Below are 17,979 nucleotides of genomic sequence, written 5' to 3'. Positions count from 1 at the left end.
AGGATCCGCAGTTCATCCGTGATCAGCTAGCTCAGTTGTTGTTTCAATCTGACTCGGTTCATGCGTTGACAGGGACCCTCTCGGGAGGCGAAAGATTTAGGGCGGAATTCGCCAGAGTGCTCTTAGCGGATCCGGCGCCGCAATTGCTAATGCTCGATGAGCCGACTAACAACATTGATATTTCAACTGTTGATTGGTTGGTCTCAGTTTTGAAAAACTATCGGGGCGCATTGCTAGTGGTTAGCCATGATGAAGATTTCTGCTCGCGGATCAAACTTACGAGGCAAGTTTCTATAGAGGACATTGGATGAGCCGACTCCAAGGTGGAGGTATCGCGAGTCAGTGCGGCACACCTTGCCCGAATTCAGCCCAAGGGTGAGCAGTGGCACAATGGTGGGCATGCTGAAAACCACGATTGATCTCTCCGCCATTGCGCACAACGTCCGCCTCATCAAGGAAAAGGTGGGTCCGGAGGTCAAGCTGATGTGCGTGGTCAAGGCCGATGCTTATGGGCACGGCGCGGCCAAGGTTGTGCCGGTGATGGCGCGCGCCGGCGCGGATTGCTTTGGCGTGGCCACCCTGCGGGAAGCCGTGAACCTGCGCCGCGCGGGCGTGGATGCGCCCATCGTGGCGTGGATTTGGCAAACAGATGAAATCCTCGAAGAAGCCTTGGCCAATGGAATCGAGGTAGCGGTCAACTCCCTTGAGCAGGCGCATAAGCTGGTCAAGGCCGATTTTCCTGCCGAGGTATACGTCAAGGTGGAAACCGGCATGCACCGCTCCGGTGTGGACGAAGGGGATTGGGCAGAGACCTTTAAGGTGCTGCGCGATGCCCCACACATCAAGGTGCTTGGGCTCATGTCCCACTTTGCGTGCGCCGATGAGCCGGATAATCCGCACAATGACGCCCAAGAGGAAGCGTTCCGCACGGCCCTGCAGCTCGCGCGTGAGATTGGCTTGGAATGCCCGGTCAATCACCTGGCCAATTCGCCCGCAGTGCTGACACGTCCGTCCTCTTATTTCGAGCAGGTGCGCGTCGGCGCCGCTTGCTATGGCTTGGAGCCCATCGAGGGGCGCGAGCATGGCCTGCGCCCGGCCATGACCTGGTCCGGTCAGATTTTTAACGTCAAGCCCATTCAAGCGGGTGAGGGCACGTGCTATGGACTCACATGGAAGGCGGATAAGCCGGGATTTTTGGCCACGGTGGACTGTGGCTATGCCGATGGCCTGCCGCGCGGCTATCAGGGCGACTTGCACGTGGGCATTGGTGGGCACCTCTACCCGCAAGTAGGAAGAATCTGCATGGATCAGATCGTGGTGGACTTAGGTGAGAACCCGCATGGCGTGGACACGGGGCAAGACGCCGTGATCTTTGGCAACGGGGGAGTATCCGCCACGGATCTCGCCGCGGCAGCAGGCACCATCAACTATGAGGTGGTGTGCCTGCCCGATGGCCGCACCGAACGCGAATATATAGGAGAAGATGATGCGCAGTAGTTTCCCGGAATCCGGCAGCCGCGACCTATCCACGGTGGAAGACACCTATGCCTTTGGTGAAGAGCTGGGTGCGGCGCTTGAAGCCGGCGATGTAGTGATCCTGGATGGGCCGTTGGGGGCTGGAAAGACGACGCTGACGCAGGGCGTCGCCAAGGGCATGCAAGTTAAAGGTCGCGTTACCTCGCCAACCTTCGTTATCGCCCGCGTGCACCGCTCAACGGTGGGCGGGCCGGACCTTGTGCACGTGGATGCCTACCGCCTGCTCGATGAAGGCGGTGCTAATTCTGGGGACCCGCTAGGGGAGCTCGACGCGCTGGATCTGGACACGGAGCTAGAGGACGCCGTGGTTATTGCCGAATGGGGTGGGGGACTCGTGGAACAGATTGCGGAGCGCTACCTATTTATCAGCATTGACCGCGAGCCGGTGGACTATGCCGGCGCAGAAGAGGATGTTCGCCGCTTCACATGGTCTTGGCAAGGTGTTGTATAGCACATATCTTGACCTTAAGGGGGATTAAGTGATGAATATCCCAGAAAGCAAACTTGATCCGGGTATAACCACCACGTAATTCTATTAAGGTGTTGAATTTTCTCGCCTCAAGTCCTTTGCTATCTCTCTTCGTCATCATGGCGGTGGGTCTAGCGATTGGCAAGATCAAGATCTTCGGCATCTCTCTCGGTGCCGCGGCCGCGATGTTTGTGGCACTGGGTCTATCTACTGCCAATCCTGATATCCAAATTCCGCCGCTGGTCTATCAATTTGGCCTGGCGATCTTCGTTTATGCCATTGGCCTCAACTTCGGGCCTTCCTTCGTCCGTGAGTTTAAAACCCGCGGCTGGAAGCTCACCGTCTTTATGCTGGGCATGCTGGTTATTTTGGTCGCCGTTGGCTATGGCCTTATCCGTGCCTTTGGCATGAGCGTGCCAGAGGCCGTCGGTATGTTCGCCGGTTCGCTCTCCTCCACGCCGGGCATGGCTGCCGTGGTGGAAATGGTGGGCGATTCCACCCCGGTCGTCGGTTACTCCTTGGCCTACCCAGGCGCGGTGATTGGCGCGATTCTCGTTGCCGCCATTGGCGCCAAGGTTGTCAAAGCCAACCATGAGGAAGATGCCCGCGCAGAGGGCATGATTCCCGCCGAGCTCGTAGCCAAAGGCGTGCGCCTGACCAAGAACTTCAATGACACCGCTGGCCATATCTACCGCGTTACCGGCCAGACCGTAGTGGCTACTCGTATCATCTCCGATGAGGAGCGCCACCGCCTCGCCGTCCCGGAAATGCCACTGTGCGAGGGTGAAGCATACCTGCTCAACGGCTCCGAAGAGGCCGTCGATAAGGCCATTGAGGTCTTGGGTGAAGAACACCCAGTGGAGCTGACCGAGGACGCTGGTCTGAAATACACCCGCGTTACCGTGTCCAACCCGGAAATTGCCGGTAAGTCCATCCGCGAGATCAAGGCCCTCGACCACGGCTTTATCATCGCTCGTATCCGCAAGGGTGATAAGGACCTCGTGCCGCACCCGGACACTGTGCTCAACTACTCGGATCGCGTTCGCGTGGTCACCAGCCCGAGCCGCCTGCCGTACGTGCGCAAATACCTCGGTGACTCTGAGGCCGCATTGGGTAACGCGGACCTGCTGTCCATGGCCATCGGACTGACCTTGGGTATGCTGCTTGGCCTCATTCCGATTCCAATGCCGGGTGGTTCCACCCTGCAGCTGGGCTTCGGTGGCGGCCCCGTGGTCGTTGGCCTGCTCTTGGGCTACCTCAACCGTACCGGCCCGTTGAACTGGCAGATGCCATTCCACACCCGTGAGACCTTGTCCAATATGGGCCTTACCTTGTTCCTGGCCGGCGTGGGCACCTCGGCCGGCGCCTCCTTCCGCGATGCCCTGACGGATCCATCCTCCCTGACCATCATGGGCGTGGGCCTTATCATCACGCTGGTCTCCGCCATCTTGATCGGCGTCATCGGCATGCTGGTGCTCAAGCTGAAGTGGGACGAGGCCATGGGTTGTGCGGCCGGCATGACCACCAACCCCGCAGTCTTTGCCTACATTCGTGATCAAACCGGCACCGAGTTGGCCGGCCGCGGATGGGCCACGGTCTATCCCACCACAATTATCGGCAAGATTATTGCCTCGCAGGTATTGCTCTTGCTGTTGCTATAGCGGCAATATCTCGCGTTAATTACTCACCCACAGGGTCGCCCGCCTACACTGGCAGGCACTACCCTGTGGGTTTTGTGTTGCGGTGAACCAGGTAGCATCGGTTGCCAGAATTACCGCCGCCCGCCTGAAACTTAAACATTTTTCAAGGAGCCATACTCACCCCATGACTAAATTCGCTCGCAACCTCACTGCCGTCATCATCGCCATCTTTATCGTTGTCATGATGGTTCTTCTTGCCTCCTCCACGCTGCGCGAGGAAAACCACCTGGAGGGCAACCTCTCCTCCACGCTGGCCAAGGCGCCAAATAACTTGGAGGTCATGACCGTCATGCCTACCGATGTCTATGGCGAGGAGTACCCCGCCATTGGTTTCATCTGCCCGGGCATGCGCGAAGACAAGGTCAAAGAGGCACAGATCGATACCGAGAACATCACCTTTGAAGATGGTGCGGTGCCGGAAGGCAAGAGCTACGCGGTAGCCATTTCCCAGAGCGCTAAGCCCTTCATCGAAGAGCTGGATCCGAAAAAGGTGGAGGTGTGCGAGATGATTGACATGCAGGTCAAGGCCATGGAGCAGCAGGGCCAGAGCCTTGATGGCGGCGTTCCCATGATCCAGGGCACCCAGCCGCTGGGCTTCCAGCGCGAGGATGGCACCTGGAAGATGGTTGCCTAATGCGCGTCCTCGCGATCGACACGGCCACCACCGCCCTGGTTACCGGGGTGGTGGATACCGTCACCGGGCAGACCACCGGGCGCGTGTTGGAGGATACCCGCGCGCATAATGAGCTGCTCATTCCTACCATCACCGAGGTCCTCGCAGAGGCGGGCATGGAATATTCCGACCTCGATGCGGTGGTCACCGGCGTGGGCCCGGGACCATTTACCGGGTTGCGCGTGGGTATGGCGACGGCCTCCGCGCTTGCCGACGCCCTTTCTATCCCCCTCCACGGCATCTGTACCCACGATGCCATCGCGGCCGCCGCCGACCTCCACGTAGAACCTGCCGCCGCGGCCGACGAGGCGACCGCCTTGGTGGCTACCGACGCCCGCCGCAAAGAGATCTACTGGGCCACTTACCGCGCTACCGACTCCGGCGTGCAGCGCATTTCTGGTCCTGCGGTGACGAAACCGGCCGAACTCGAGGTGGAACTTGCCTCCACCGCCGAGGTCATCATTCCTGACCGCCTTGCTGGGCAACTTCCCGAGCGATTCGCCGCCCTCCCGCACCGCGCGGCCCATCCGACCGCGTCGGCCCTCGTTGCCGCGGCCGACCTCGAGGCAGAACCGGCTCCCGTCGTGCCGCTGTACCTGCGCCGCCCAGATGCGGTCCCGCCAAAGCAGCAACAGCTTTCTGCCGCCATCCCGAAGGTCGAGCTGTGAGGCTGCGCGAGCTAACCCCGGCCGATGCACCCCGGTGCGCCGAGCTGGAAGAGGTCCTTTTTCCAGGCGAAACTCCGTGGTCCAGCCGGATCTTCCGGGAAGAAATGGCCCAGCCCTTCAACTTCTATCTCGGGGTGGAAGGCGCGATCGAGGAACCAACGCCCGTAAAGCTGTTGGGCTATGCGGGCATCGGCATGATGGGCCCGGCCGCGGACCCGGAGTTTGAAATCCACACCATTGGCGTCGACCCCGCCGCGCAGCGCCGCGGCATCGCGCGGATGATGATGGACAATATCTGCCATATCGCGGATCTCAAGGACGCCCCGGTCTTCCTCGAGGTTCGCGTGGGCAATGATCCCGCTATTGGCCTGTATGAGCGCTACGGCTTTGCCAAGCAGGGGATCCGCAAGAACTATTACCAACCTTCCGGGGCGGATGCGCACGTGATGGTGCGCCCGCGTCAGTCCGATCGCCCAGAAGATTAAGGAGCAGTCATGAAGATCATGGGTATCGAGTCCTCCTGCGATGAAACCGGCGTGGGCATCGTCGAGCTGCGCGAGGACGGCCACATGGAGATCATCGCTAACGCCGTTGCTTCCTCCATGGAGCAGCATGCGCGTTTCGGCGGCGTCGTCCCGGAAATCGCCTCCCGTGCCCACCTTGAGGCCATGCCGCAGGTCATGCAAGCGGCGCTGAATGAGGCGGGCATCGAAAAGCCGGATGCCATCGCCGCCACCGTGGGACCTGGCCTGGCCGGTGCCTTGCTGGTGGGAGCCTCGGCCGCCAAGGCCTATGCCGCGGCCTGGGGCGTGCCTTTCTACGGCGTTAACCACCTCGGCGGCCACGTTGCGGTGGCCAACCTGGAAGGCGAAGAGCTGCCGCACTCGGTGGCCCTCTTGGTCTCGGGCGGGCATACGCAGCTGTTGGAGGTAGAGGCCGTCGGCAAGCCCATGCGCGAGTTGGGCTCTACGCTTGACGACGCCGCCGGTGAAGCCTACGACAAAGTCTCCCGCCTCCTTGGTTTGGGCTACCCGGGCGGCCCGGTGATTGATAAGCTCGCTGCCCGCGGCGAGGCCACCATCGACTTCCCACGCGGCATGTCCCGCGCCGAGGATCTGCGCGGCCCACACCGCCACGACTTTTCCTTCTCCGGGCTCAAGACCTCCGTGGCCCGCTACGTGGAACGCGCCGAAAAGGCAGGGGAGACCATCAGCGTGGAAGATGTATGCGCCAGTTTCCAAGAAGCCGTGGCCGATGTCCTGACTGCCAAGGCCGTGCGTGCCTGCGAGGACACCGGCGCCCGCGTGCTGTTATTGGGAGGCGGCGTGGCCGCTAATTCCCGCCTGCGCGAGCTGGCCGCCGAGCGCTGCGCCGCCGCCGGGGTGGAACTGCGCGTGCCGCGCTTTTCCCTGTGCACCGATAACGGCGTGATGATCGCGGCCATCGGCGCGCAGCTCATCCACGAAGGCGCCCAGCCCTCTGGTCTCGGCGTAGGCACCGATACCCAGCTGGATGTAGAAGAGCCGCAGTTAACCTAAAGTTCTTCTCGCTCGCGCTGCAGGCGGGGCAGTGGGCCGGTACTCTAAAGAGCGTTCATGCCCTCTTGGCTTTCTGAAGGAGCTTTCTCTCATGACCGTCGGTTTCCTTGTCAACCCTGATCTCACCCGCCGCAAGCTCGAGTTCGAGCTGGAGCACGCCAACCAGTTCCTGGGCGGCACCACCGAGGATCGCGTCTCCGTTGTTTTCCAGGAAGACGGCACCACCTACGCCGCACTCTACAACCCAGAAGCTAAGGCCGAAGGCGCCGAGCCGAACCCGGTAGCCTCCCTGGCACGCAACGCAGCCGCCACCGGCAACGCCGCCTTCCTGCAGGACCCCATCCGCTCCATCTGCGGCCCCGTCATTTTCGTTGATGCCGAGGGCGAAGACACCACCATCGATACCGTCATCGAATCCGTGGAACAGGGCATTCGCGCAGTGAAGAACTACCGCGAAGATAACCCGGAGGAATACACCCTCTGGCGCGCGGCCGTTATCAACTCCGATAAGAGCCTCTAAACCCCAGCCCCTCACAGGTAGGGTTCAAACGCTTTTCGCGCGCTCGTAATACGGTGTTCACATTCTTATGGTGTCCTAGGGAGCCGTACTGCTTTTTCTAAGACTCCAAAAGGTGAAAACTGTATGCTTCGATCATCGCGCTTCGTCGCCTCCTTCGTTACCGCCCTTGCCGTGGGCGGTGCCGCCACCATCGTGCCCGCCACCCCGGCGCTGGCCGCTGATTCGCCCATCTACCGCACCATCCTGCAGCCGGGCGAGGATGAATCCCAGGTCATGGTCACTTGGCGCACCAAGTCCAAGGCAGACGAGGTCCTCGAGGTTACCGGCCCAGAAGGCACCACGACCTTCCAAGCCGACGAGCGCGACTTTGGCGCCTTGCTGTACAAGTCCCAGTTCGCCACCGCTACCAACCTGCAGCCGGATACTGAGTACTCCTACCGCGTCGGCTCCGAGGAAGGCGGCTGGTCCGAACCAGAGACCTTCAACACCGGCTCCAACGGCGATGACTGGTCCTTCCTTACCGTCGCCGACCCGCAGATCGGCGTGGACCTCAAGGTGGATGACCAAGCCGAACAGTGGCGCAAGACCATTGGTCACGCGGCCTCCCACGTGCCGAATGCCAGCATGATCTGGTCCCTGGGTGACCAGGTTGAGGGCTGGGGTGCGCAGGTACCGCAGTACGATGCGTACTTCTCCGCCCCGGAGATCCGTCACATCCCCACCAACACGGTCCCGGGCAATCACGAGACTTATAACCTCACCATGAAGCATCATGATGAGCATTTCTCCAACCCGCATCAGGCGGACGATATCCGCGACCACTACTTCGAGCGCAATAACGTACTCTTTATCGGCCTGGACTCCAATGCTTCTTCCGACGCCGATATCGCCCGCCACGAGCAGTTCCTGCGCGAGGCCATCGAATCCCGCGGCGCGGATAATGACTGGATCGTCGTCGGCATGCACCACGGCCCGTACTCCCAGGGCTCGCATCACTTTGATAAGGACGTCACCAACCTGCGCGAGAAGCTCACCCCGGTGCTGTCTGAACTCAATGTCGATGCCGTGCTCTCCGGCCACGACCACATCTACACCCGCAGCCACCTGATGAAGAACAATAAGCCGGTCCTGCCTGAAAAGAAGCCGCAGCGCGGCGACGTTCTCGAGCCCAAGGATGGCGAGGCGCTGTACTTGACCACCACCACCGCGGGCGGTGGCAAGTACTACGACTTCACCGACGTGAATAACAAAAAGCACAAGGGCGCGCGCATGGAGACCATCGATCCAAAGCTTGCCCACGAGTCCACCGCCATGTGGCGCCAGGACTACACCGAGGACTACATGCGCGTGGACGTCTCCGATGACAAGCTCACCTTCACCACCTTCAACGAAGGCGATAACACGCTGGTGGACAAGGTTTCCCTCAAGAAGAAGGATCGCGGCGCTGCGCCTGCCGACGACGCCACCGACCCCGCAGACTCCACCGAGTCCACCGGATCCGCCGACCCGGATACCCCTGAGACGCCCAAGGATCCGGAGGGCGGCAGCTCCCTGAGTTCCAGCGATATTTTCGGCGGGCTCAGCTCGAAGAAGTAGCTAGCGTCGCCCCATTGGCTAGCGCTCTGTATGGCGCAGCCACGCTAATACGGCCTTGACCCGCCGGTTGGAATCCTCGGGCCGAAACCCGAGCTTCATAAACACATTGGAGACATGCTTGCTTACCGCTCCGGCGGTAAGAACGAGCGTGTCTTCAATTTCTTTATTGCTCAATCCTTGGGCCATAAGCCCCAGCACCTCCCGCTCGCGGGCGGTGAGCTGGGATAGGCCGGTACGCCGCGCCGACAGCAGCGCAGTTACGACCTCTGGGTCCACCACGGTGCCGCCGCGGGCGACCTCGTCTAGCGTGCGCACGAATTCTTCTACATCAGAAACACGCTCCTTGAGCAGGTAGCCAAAGCCGCCGTGTTCCAAGAGTCGGTCGAGGTAGCTTGCCGCTACGTATTGGCTCAACACCACCACCGGCTGGGTGGGATTGGCGGCACGCAGGTCATGCACGGCGCGCAGACCATCGTCGGTCATGGTCGGTGGCATGCGCACATCGCTGATAATCAGGTCAAAATCTTCCTGCCCGGCAATAGCGCGCAGTTCTTCGGCATCCGTGGCCGCCGTAACGCTGTGGCCCAAGGCGCTAAGTAGCTGCTCGAGCCCCGCGCGCAATAGCGCGGAATCTTCCGCCAGTAGTAGTTTCATTCCGCCTCCTTCAGCGGTAATTCGACCTGCAGTCGGCCACCGCGTTCGCGCGCAGCCGCGTCATCTGCTGCCGAAAAGTTCACCGTTCCGCCCAGTGCGGCGGCGCGCTCGCGCAGCCCGGCGAGACCGGTGCCCGGCTCACCTGGCTTCTTGGCTGCGGGGCCGAAGTCAGCTCCGGGGCCGGGGCAGGGTCCGGTGCCATTATCAACGATGTCTAGGCGCAACGTCTGCCCGAAAGCAACCGTTACCGTCGCCTGGGTGGCCGCGCCATGCTTGGAAGCATTGGTAAGCGCCTCGGCCACCGCGTGGTAAGCCAGCAGGGCAGTGGTTTCATCCACTGAGCGCTCGGCGCCTTCGACGTGTAGTTCTGCCTCCAGTCCGGAGTGGGCGAGGAGTTCGTCGAGGGCGGGGATAAGTCCGGCGTCAAAAAGCACCTGCGGGGCAATGCCGCGCACCGTCGCCCGCAGGGAGGCCAAGGCCAATGAGGCATTATGTTCCGCATCGGCCAGGGCCGGTTGCGCCTCGGGAGGGGCCTGCAATTTCGCCGCGGCCAGGTTGAGCTTGAGTGCGGTGAGGTACTGCTGTGGGCCATCGTGCAGCTCGCGTTCGATGCGGCGGCGCTCGCCGGAAAAGGCATCGATAAGCGTGGCGCGCGAGGCCGACAACTCCTCGGCCGAAGGGCTCAACGCCAGCCGGGTTAGCGAGGTTGACGCCAAGACCAAGAGGCGGTTAAGTCCTACCAATAAAGCCACCAGCAGCGCCGCGGTGAGCCAGCAGGTAAAGAAAATGAGCGGCCGGTTGGAGGTAGACCACCCACCAAAGAAGAATTCGGTATTTGGCACGAACGGCGCAATTGCCAGCACGCCCGCCGAAAAGCCCACGGCAGTCCACGCGGCAAAGCAGGCAGCCGAAATCAATAGCTGCACAATAAGGTGATAAAACTGCTGCCAATCAAACCACCGGCCTGCGCGCCGAGGTGGGATCTCCACGCCCATCCACCGCGCACCCAACCGGCCGACAAATTCCGCGGCGCGTCCCACCAGCGGAATCCACGGCAGCATCAGCACCGAAACCACCAACGCCGGGATAAATAGCGCGCCGAGGACGAGGCTCCACGCGCAGGCTTTGAGGGTTCGCATAACCCATGAGCCTAGCCGCCTTACCCAGGGTGGGGCAGTAGAGCTAGCTCTACCATTTTCTGGGCGGCCCACTCCATGTCTTTCTTCTGCGCGGCCGAGTGGAATCAAAGGCATGTTAAAAGCAGATAACCTCAGCAAGCGCTACGGCCGCCGCACTGTGCTCAATCGCGTCACTGTGTCCATCGCCCCGAGCGAATTCGTCGCCATCATGGGACCTTCCGGCAGCGGAAAAACCACGCTGTTGAACCTGCTATCCGGGCTCGATAAGCCCACCTCCGGCCGAGTCAATGCGCCGGGGCGCAAGCAGCGAGCCTTTGTTTTCCAGGACTATAACCTGCTGGAATCCCTCAACGCCCAGCGCAATGCCACCTTGACCGCGCGCTTTTCCGGCCGGCGCCCTACACGCGGCAAGGTGGCGGAGGTCTTTGACTCGCTCGGCCTTAGCGGGTTGGAGCGCCGCCTGCCCGCGCAGCTTTCCGGCGGGCAGCAGCAACGTGTGGCCGTCGCCCGGGCACTGCTGGCCCAGGCGCCCTATATCTTCGCCGACGAGCCTACGGGCGCGCTTGACGACGCCACCGCATCCACCGTCCTTTCCCACCTGCGCGCCGCCGCCCGCGATGGCGCCAGCGTGGTCATGGTGACCCACTCGCACCTCGCCGCTGAGGCGGCCGACAGGATCATCTCCTTAGAGGAGGTGGCCCATGCTGGTGTGGCTTAAGGACTTACAGTCCAATTGGCTATCGTGGCTGGCCGTGGCGCTGACCCTGGTGGTGTCTTCCACCTCGTGCACCCTGGCGCTGGCCATGCTGGTTGCCTCCTCCGGGGCCGAAGAAAATCCCGCCGGCCCGCTGGGTGGCACGGTGCTGGGCATGGCCCTGTGCGTGGTGGTGTTGGTGACACTATCGCAGATGCGCCTTATCATCGCCGAGCGCGAGCCGGTCTACCGTTCTTGGCGCATGGTGGGCATGCCCGGGTGGATGATTGTTGCCTTCATTCTGGGCCAAGTCGCAGCGGTCAGCGCGGCTGCCGGATTTCTCGGCGTGCTGCCGGCCCGACCTCTGCTTGACCCGTGCGTGCGCGCCCTGCGCAGCGACGGCATCCCCATGCCGGATATCGCCGTTACCGGCCAGGTCACCGCCATTGCGGTATCCGTCTGCACGTCCGCGGCCCTGGTTGGTGCGCTGCCTCCGCTGCGCCGCGTGTTCCGGCCGCGTACTCCCGCACACCCGATGTGGCTTCTGGTGAAATTCCTGCTTGCGGCCGCGGCTATCGGCGGCACGGTCTACGGGTGCCTGCACATCGATGACCCGGGTGACCTCTTGTCGGCCGAGATGGGGCTCGTCATCCTCGTCGCCCTCTTCTTACCTTGGCTCATGCCCGGTATCGACCAATGGACCCGCGCGGCCGGCATCGCTGGGGCCAACGTGCGGGTGCGCCGGCACTTTTCCACCCCACACATCGTGCCGTGGGTGCTCCTCGGCGGCTTTATCGTCGCCGTCGGCTCGGGCCTGCGCTTTGGAAACGATGCAGGCGTCGGCGGCACCTTGTCCTCGTGGCAGGTCTTTGTCGCCCTTTTAGGGCCGGTCTTTGCCCCCAGCATCGTGGGCGCCGTGCTTACCTCACTGCTCATGCGCGGGCGCATCGCCTCCGATATCCGCGGCCTCACGCTGGCTGGCGCCACTCCCTCGGCCTGGGCGCGCGTGCAAGTAGGGGAGGCGGCGTGCCTCACCCTGACTGCGGCCGGCGTGGTCTGGGCGCTGTGCTTGGCGACGCTCCTCCCACTCCACCACCTGCTCACCCCACAGGTTTCCTTCGGCCGAACGCTGGTAGACGAGCTGTGGTGGCCGGCCTTCGCCGTGATTTTTGGTGCCATGTTTATCGCCGTGGGCGTCGTCAAGCTGGCGCTGGCCGGCTTTGTCCGCGCCGGGCAACGAGAGGGCTGAAGGGATCGCTGAGGGTGTCGGAATGTGGGCCGGGTCATTGTTGAGGGTTAGCAGTCACGAGGGTAGAGTGCTAATCAGGTTGTTTGACCCACAGTTGTTCACCCGCGACGACGGCTGTGCTGGACATCCACAACCGGCACGCGCGCGCCATACCGGCGCGCAGACGAACACTACGGAGGAAACATCATGGCAAACATCAAGCCTCTCGAGGACCGCGTCCTCGTACAGATCGTAGAAGCTGAAACCACCACCGCTTCCGGCCTGGTTATCCCGGATTCCGCCAAGGAAAAGCCGCAGGAAGCTACCGTCGTTGCAGTAGGCCCAGGCCGCACCAACGACAAGGGTGAGGTCACCCCGGTAGGCGTCAACGAGGGCGATACCGTTGTCTTTTCCAAGTACGGCGGCACCGAGCTGAAGTACAACGGTGAGGAGTACCTGCTGCTGTCCTCCCGTGACCTGCTCGCCGTCATCGAGAAGTAGGCCCACTTATGGCAAAGCTTATTGCATTCGACCAAGAAGCCCGCGAGGGAATCCAGCGCGGCGTCGATACGCTGGCTGATGCCGTCAAGGTTACTCTCGGCCCGCGCGGCCGCAACGTCGTGCTGTCCAAGGCTTTCGGTGGCCCCACCGTCACCAATGACGGCGTGACCATCGCCCGCGATATTGACATCGAGGAGCCCTTCGAGAACCTCGGCGCGCAGCTGGTCAAGTCCGTTGCGGTCAAGACCAATGACACCGCAGGTGATGGCACCACCACCGCTACCTTGCTGGCCCAGGCGCTCATCTTCGAGGGCCTGCGCAACGTAGCGGCCGGCGCCAACCCCATCGAGCTCAACCGCGGCATCGCGGCGGCGGCCGAAAAGGCCGTCGAGGAGCTCAAGGCCCGCGCTACCGCGGTCAACTCCTCCTCTGAAATCGCCCAGGTAGCCACCGTCTCCTCCCGCGACCCGGAGGTTGGCGAGATGGTTGCCGGCGCCATGGACAAGGTGGGCAAGGACGGCGTTGTCACCGTCGAGGAATCCCAGACCATCGACTCCGCCGTCGACGTCACCGAGGGTATTTCCTTTGACAAGGGCTACCTTTCCCCGTACTTCGCTACGGAGGAAGAGACCTACCACGCCGTGCTGGACGACGCCGCAGTATTGCTCGTCCGCAACAAGATCTCCTCCCTGCCGGACTTCCTGCCGCTGCTGGAGAAGATCGCCGAGACCAATCGCCCGACCCTCATCATCGCGGAGGACATCGAGGGCGAGCCGCTGCAGGCGCTCGTCGTCAACTCCATCCGCAAGGTGCTCAAGGTCGCGGCCGTTAAGGCTCCGTACTTTGGCGAGCGCCGCAAGGGGTTCATGGATGACCTGGCCGTCGTTACCGGCGCCACCGTCATCGACCCAGAGGTGGGCGTCAACCTCAACGAGGCTGGCCTCGACGTGCTCGGTTCCGCTCGCCGCGTGACCATCACCAAGGATGACACCGTCATCGTCGATGGCGGCGGCACCGCTGAAGCAGTAGAGGAGCGCCGCGAGCACATTCGCCGCGACATCGAGCGCACCGATTCCACCTGGGATAAGGAAAAGCTCGAGGAGCGCCTGGCTAAGCTCTCCGGCGGCGTGGCCGTCATCCGCGTCGGTGCGGCTACCGAGACCGAGGTCAACGAGCGCAAGCTGCGCGTCGAAGACGCCATCAACGCGGCCCGCGCGGCCGTCGAAGAGGGCGTCATCGCCGGCGGCGGCTCCGTGCTGGTCCAGATCTCCAAGGAACTCGAGTCCTTCGCCGAGGGCTTCGAGGGCGAGGCTAAGGTCGGCGTTCTCGCCGTCGCCCGCGCCCTGACCCGCCCGGCGTTCTGGATCGCCGAAAACGCTGGCCTCGACGGCGCCGTCGTCGTCTCCCGCGTCGCCGAGATGTCCAACGGTGAGGGCTTCAACGCCAATACTCTCGAGTACGGCAACCTCATCGATAACGGCATCATCGACCCGGTGAAGGTCACCCACTCCGCCGTGGTCAACGCCACCTCCGTGGCCCGCATGGTTCTGACCACCGAGGCCTCCGTGGTGGAAAAGCCACAGGAAGAGCAGCCTGCTGACGCCGGTCACGGCCACCAGCACTAAACCTTCCCAGCATCGCCCGCCCCGCTTGCCGCGCGGCGGGTTTTGTTGTGCCTAGACTAGGCCCGTGGAATACATCAAGGTCACCGGCGCACGCGAAAACAACCTGCGCGATATCTCGCTGTCCATCCCTAAGCGACAGCTCACCGTCTTTACCGGTGTGTCCGGTTCCGGCAAATCCTCCCTGGTCTTCGACACCATCGCGGCCGAGTCTCAGCGGCTTATTAACGAGACCTACCCAGGATTCGTGCAGGGGTTTATGCCGTCGTTGGCCCGGCCGGACGTCGATAAGCTAGAGCATCTTACGGCCGCCATCGTGGTGGGCCAGGAGCCCATGGCCGCCTCCTCTCGCTCCACCTTTGGCACCGCCACCGATATCACTGCCATGCTGCGCGTGCTGTACTCGCGTATGGCCACCCCGCGCGCCGGTGGCTCGGCGGCCTATTCTTTTAATGTGCCCTCCGCCTCCGGCCAGGGCGCCATCGAGGTCAACGGCACCAAGGAGGTGCGCCGGTTCGAGCGCACCGGCGGCATGTGTCCCGAATGCGAGGGCACCGGCCGCGGCGAAAATCTGCGATACCCTGTGCACCGTCGGCCTGGGGTATGTCACCCTAGGCCAGCCGCTGTCCACCTTGTCCGGCGGCGAGCGCCAGCGCCTCAAGCTCGCAGCGCACCTGAGCGATAAGAAATCCACCGCTGATGTGCTGGTCCTCGATGAGCCCACGACCGGCCTGCACCCGGCAGATACCGCCCGGATTCTGGCGCTGCTGGATGAGTTGGTGGACTCCGGGCACACCGTCATCTGCATCGACCACAATCTGGCCGTTCTCGCGCATGCGGATCACGCCATCGACTTGGGCCCCGGCGCCGGTTCGGCCGGCGGCCAGCTGGTCTTTAGCGGCACCCCGGCCGATTTAGCCGAGCAGCAAGACTCGGTGACGGGGCGCTTTCTTGCCGACGCCCTCGTCTCCCCCTAATCTTCTGCCTTAAGCGTTGACCGGCGCGGCGGCGCGGCGGCGTTGGCGCAGCGCAACGACGCGCTCGGATTCGCTCATTCCGCCCCAGACGCCGTAAGGCTCGGCGGATTGCAGGGCATGCTCGCGGCACAGATCAATGACCGGGCAGGAATTGCAGATGGCCTTGGCGCGGTTTTCGCGCTGGGCGCGGGCACGGCCGCGCTCGCCATCTGGGTGATAAAACACGTCCGAGTTTTCTCCGCGGCAGGCGCCTTGTAGCTGCCAATCCCACAGGTCAGCGGTGGGACCGGGAAGCAAATGAGGCTGAGACACGTTACTTAGCTCCTTTGTAAGGGCGAGAATTCTTGTGTGGCTTCCGCAGTGTTACGGCAAGCAACCTCACGTAGTGTTTCGCGCGTGGGTTAACGATGGGTTACCTATTTTTGACTTTTAGGTATTCTTCCCCAGTTCACCCCTCCGGCACTACGGTTTACCAGCGGAAACAACGAAGGTTAACGGTTTGTGAATTTTCTGCCGCTCGGGTTGCGCACGCGCTGGGGCCGCGCGTTGCCTTTGCATAATCTTCCCGTGTGCCAATATGGTTAGTTACCGGTTTAAAACATGTCAGAGGGTGCATACGTGAGTGATAAGGAACAGGAGCTAGCGGATCTCGTCCCGCATGCCGTCGACGGCAGCCGTCGAGCGCTGCAAGAAGTTCTGCGGATCATTCACCCGCAGGTGCTGCGCTACTGCCGCGCCCGCATCGGTGGCGGCCGCCAACCCACCGCGGAGGATGTAGCCCAAGAGATCTGTCTTGCAGTGGCCACCTCCATTGGCTCCTACGAGGACAAGGGCCGCCCGTTTATGGCCTATGTCTACGGCATTGCGTTCAACAAGGTCACCGATGCCCACCGCGCCATGGGGCGCGATAAGTCCACCCCTACCGAAGAAATTCCAGAAGACTCCGCGCACGAAGCTACCCCAGAAGAGTGGGCGCTAGAGGCCGACGGTAGTAACAGAATGCGCGCCTTGCTCGATACGTTAAGTGACAAGGCGAAAAACATCGTGATTCTGCGCGTGTTCAACGGTTTGTCGGCAGAAGAGACCGCGGAAATTGTGGGTTCCACCCCAGGCGCGGTTCGTGTCGCACAACACCGAGCACTCGCTCAATTGCGAAAGACCCTCCAAGCTGCCCAGGAAACTGCGCGCTAAGGGCCTAGCGGCCGACTCTTACAGCAGATATCTCTTAACAGAAAGGAAGGGGGAGAGACACCATCATGGCACCGAAGCACCACGGCGAAAATGACGGCCTGGCGGACCAGCTCCAGCCCTTGATAGATGATGATGCATTCCTCACCGAGCTTTCGAAGGGAACTAACCCTTCCGACGGCCAGGATGACCTGGCGGAGCTGCTGCTGGAGTTAAAGGGGGACGTCGATAAGCAGATGCCTCCAGCCCCGCTGGTAGAAGGCGCCGAAGCTGAGCCTGAGGTCATCGACCTAGGCCAGGCCCGCAAGCGCCGCCGCGGCGGCCCGTTCGTACATGGGCTCATCGGTGCGGCGGCCGCAACGCTAGTCATCGCTGGAGCCGGTGGAGCCATGCTGCACGCCGGAACCTTTGATAAGGGCGATAAGACCCGCAACGTAGAGCTGGCCGGCACGCTGGAAGAGATGGAATCTCGCGCGGCCGAAGGTGATATTGAAGGCGCTCGCGAACTGATGAAGGACGCCCGCGCCAAGCTGGATGAGGCCGAAGGCAAAGAAGAAAAGGCCATCGCCGCCAACCGTGAGGCCGATCAAAAACGCTCTGCGCACCCGAAGCCCACCCCGCACACCGTGACGGAGACTGCCACCGAAACCGTGGCGGAAGAAGCTTCGCAACCGGAGCAACAGCCGGAGCAGGTCACCGTGACCGAAACTCAATACGCCACCGAAACCGTGGTGGTCACGGAACAAGTGCAGCCAAACCCGCAGCCCAACCCCAACGTTGAGGATGAGCCGACGACCACCATCGAGTTGGGCCAGCAGCAGTAGAGGCTAGCGGCCCTCTAGGCCATCCAAGTAACCCAAGGCGTAGTCCCAAGGCACGTAGCGGGAGGGATCTGGTTCGGCGCCTGGCTCATGTACCGGCGCTAGCTCGCCTTCAAGGGTGGCGCGCATATTAGCGGCCATAATGTCCCACTCATAAAAGTGGTTTTCCTGGCAATCCTCGCACAAGAAGAAGATGCCATCGATGCCGCGCGGGCCGAGGATGGACGCGAATTTCTGCACCAGCGCGAGGTCGTGGATGATGGCGATCCGGTCATCGTCGGTAAGCGGCATGACCTGCTCGTCCTCCTCCAGGAAGGAGGCGGGGTCATTCGGATCATCGGCGAAAGGATCGCGGGGCATATTGGCGAAGAAGTTCACGTCTGCGAGCCTATTGAACTTACCCTCCCGAGGCAATTTACCCCCTGCCCAAATGGTGTCGTCGGCCGGCAACGCAC

At 62.2% G+C, this 17,979-nt stretch carries 20 protein-coding genes and 1 pseudogene; 17 read left to right on the top strand and 4 right to left on the bottom strand.

The window, feature by feature from the left end:
* The 10 genes from CORTU0001_RS01540 to CORTU0001_RS01495 form a co-directional block, all read left to right on the top strand.
* On the top strand, window positions 1–311 hold a 311-nt coding region (locus CORTU0001_RS01540), incomplete at its 5' end, for an ATP-binding cassette domain-containing protein (protein WP_034667878.1).
* A gap of 88 nt (window positions 312–399) precedes the next feature.
* Window positions 400–1,497 carry an alanine racemase gene (gene alr, locus CORTU0001_RS01535; protein WP_084771593.1) on the top strand — a complete coding sequence of 366 codons (1,098 nt, stop codon included), beginning with the start codon at window positions 400–402 and terminating at the stop codon, window positions 1,495–1,497.
* Window positions 1,487–1,987, top strand: a complete 501-nt coding sequence (gene tsaE, locus CORTU0001_RS01530; protein ID WP_005326859.1) for a tRNA (adenosine(37)-N6)-threonylcarbamoyltransferase complex ATPase subunit type 1 TsaE — start codon at window positions 1,487–1,489, stop codon at window positions 1,985–1,987. The genes alr and tsaE overlap by 11 nt, the downstream gene beginning before the upstream one ends.
* 89 nt (window positions 1,988–2,076) lie before the next feature.
* Entirely contained in the window at window positions 2,077–3,666 is a 1,590-nt protein-coding gene (locus CORTU0001_RS01525; protein ID WP_005326857.1) for an aspartate:alanine exchanger family transporter, read from the top strand.
* A gap of 163 nt (window positions 3,667–3,829) precedes the next feature.
* The gene (locus tag CORTU0001_RS01520; protein WP_005326856.1) at window positions 3,830–4,339 is read left to right on the top strand and encodes a hypothetical protein; all 510 of its coding nucleotides are present in this window, start codon (window positions 3,830–3,832) and stop codon (window positions 4,337–4,339) included.
* A complete protein-coding gene (gene tsaB / locus CORTU0001_RS01515) occupies window positions 4,339–5,046 on the top strand; it encodes a tRNA (adenosine(37)-N6)-threonylcarbamoyltransferase complex dimerization subunit type 1 TsaB (protein ID WP_005326854.1) in 708 nt (235 codons plus the stop codon). The genes CORTU0001_RS01520 and tsaB overlap by 1 nt, the downstream gene beginning before the upstream one ends.
* On the top strand, window positions 5,043–5,531 hold the full coding sequence (gene rimI / locus CORTU0001_RS01510; protein WP_005326852.1) for a ribosomal protein S18-alanine N-acetyltransferase: 489 nt from the start codon (window positions 5,043–5,045) through the stop codon (window positions 5,529–5,531). The genes tsaB and rimI overlap by 4 nt, the downstream gene beginning before the upstream one ends.
* A 9-nt stretch (window positions 5,532–5,540) precedes the next feature.
* Complete coding sequence (gene tsaD / locus CORTU0001_RS01505; protein WP_005326850.1) at window positions 5,541–6,584, top strand: tRNA (adenosine(37)-N6)-threonylcarbamoyltransferase complex transferase subunit TsaD; 1,044 nt, start codon at window positions 5,541–5,543, stop codon at window positions 6,582–6,584.
* Window positions 6,585–6,675: 91 nt separating this feature from the next.
* Entirely contained in the window at window positions 6,676–7,104 is a 429-nt protein-coding gene (locus tag CORTU0001_RS01500) for a hypothetical protein (protein ID WP_005326848.1), read from the top strand.
* Between the two features lie 123 nt (window positions 7,105–7,227).
* Window positions 7,228–8,700, top strand: coding sequence for a purple acid phosphatase family protein (locus tag CORTU0001_RS01495; protein ID WP_005326846.1), 1,473 nt, complete (start codon window positions 7,228–7,230; stop codon window positions 8,698–8,700).
* Window positions 8,701–8,718: 18 nt separating this feature from the next.
* Here the strand turns inward: CORTU0001_RS01495 and CORTU0001_RS01490 are convergent, their stop codons facing one another.
* Both CORTU0001_RS01490 and CORTU0001_RS01485 read right to left on the bottom strand, forming a co-directional pair.
* Window positions 8,719–9,354, bottom strand: a complete 636-nt coding sequence (locus CORTU0001_RS01490) for a response regulator (RefSeq protein ID WP_005326844.1) — start codon at window positions 9,352–9,354, stop codon at window positions 8,719–8,721.
* Window positions 9,351–10,493, bottom strand: a complete 1,143-nt coding sequence (locus CORTU0001_RS01485; RefSeq protein WP_005326843.1) for a sensor histidine kinase — start codon at window positions 10,491–10,493, stop codon at window positions 9,351–9,353. Before CORTU0001_RS01485 ends, CORTU0001_RS01490 begins: the two co-directional genes overlap by 4 nt.
* Before the next feature lie 112 nt (window positions 10,494–10,605).
* On the opposite strand from CORTU0001_RS01485, the gene CORTU0001_RS01480 reads away from it, so the two are divergent.
* The 5 genes and pseudogenes from CORTU0001_RS01480 to CORTU0001_RS01460 all read left to right on the top strand — a co-directional run bounded on the left by CORTU0001_RS01480 (window position 10,606) and on the right by CORTU0001_RS01460 (window position 15,515).
* Window positions 10,606–11,211 (top strand): ABC transporter ATP-binding protein, encoded by a 606-nt coding sequence (locus tag CORTU0001_RS01480; protein WP_005326841.1) that lies wholly within the window; start codon window positions 10,606–10,608, stop codon window positions 11,209–11,211.
* Complete coding sequence (locus CORTU0001_RS01475) at window positions 11,195–12,436, top strand: FtsX-like permease family protein (RefSeq protein WP_005326839.1); 1,242 nt, start codon at window positions 11,195–11,197, stop codon at window positions 12,434–12,436. Before CORTU0001_RS01480 ends, CORTU0001_RS01475 begins: the two co-directional genes overlap by 17 nt.
* Before the next feature lie 186 nt (window positions 12,437–12,622).
* Complete coding sequence (groES, locus tag CORTU0001_RS01470) at window positions 12,623–12,916, top strand: co-chaperone GroES (RefSeq protein WP_005322702.1); 294 nt, start codon at window positions 12,623–12,625, stop codon at window positions 12,914–12,916.
* 8 nt (window positions 12,917–12,924) lie between these two features.
* A complete protein-coding gene (gene groL, locus CORTU0001_RS01465) occupies window positions 12,925–14,541 on the top strand; it encodes a chaperonin GroEL (RefSeq protein ID WP_005326837.1) in 1,617 nt (538 codons plus the stop codon).
* Window positions 14,542–14,605: 64 nt separating this feature from the next.
* Window positions 14,606–15,515: pseudogene (locus CORTU0001_RS01460) on the top strand (AAA family ATPase).
* A 9-nt stretch (window positions 15,516–15,524) separates the two neighbouring features.
* On the opposite strand, the gene CORTU0001_RS01455 reads toward CORTU0001_RS01460, so the two are convergent.
* Window positions 15,525–15,827 carry a WhiB family transcriptional regulator gene (locus CORTU0001_RS01455; RefSeq protein WP_005326832.1) on the bottom strand — a complete coding sequence of 101 codons (303 nt, stop codon included), beginning with the start codon at window positions 15,825–15,827 and terminating at the stop codon, window positions 15,525–15,527.
* A 306-nt stretch (window positions 15,828–16,133) separates the two neighbouring features.
* Between CORTU0001_RS01455 and CORTU0001_RS01450 the strand changes: the two genes are divergently transcribed.
* The gene (locus CORTU0001_RS01450; protein ID WP_005326830.1) at window positions 16,134–16,706 is read left to right on the top strand and encodes a sigma-70 family RNA polymerase sigma factor; all 573 of its coding nucleotides are present in this window, start codon (window positions 16,134–16,136) and stop codon (window positions 16,704–16,706) included.
* Between the two features lie 65 nt (window positions 16,707–16,771).
* Window positions 16,772–17,527, top strand: a complete 756-nt coding sequence (locus CORTU0001_RS01445; protein WP_005326828.1) for a hypothetical protein — start codon at window positions 16,772–16,774, stop codon at window positions 17,525–17,527.
* Window positions 17,528–17,530: 3 nt separating this feature from the next.
* Here the strand turns inward: CORTU0001_RS01445 and CORTU0001_RS01440 are convergent, their stop codons facing one another.
* Window positions 17,531–17,902 (bottom strand): DUF5319 domain-containing protein, encoded by a 372-nt coding sequence (locus tag CORTU0001_RS01440; protein ID WP_005326826.1) that lies wholly within the window; start codon window positions 17,900–17,902, stop codon window positions 17,531–17,533.
* Between the last annotated feature and the right edge of the window lie 77 nt (window positions 17,903–17,979).

The organism is Corynebacterium tuberculostearicum SK141, from assembly GCF_000175635.1.
GTDB classification, from domain to species: Bacteria; Actinomycetota; Actinomycetes; order Mycobacteriales; family Mycobacteriaceae; genus Corynebacterium; species Corynebacterium tuberculostearicum_C.
This window is presented reverse-complemented; position numbering and strand designations above follow the sequence as displayed.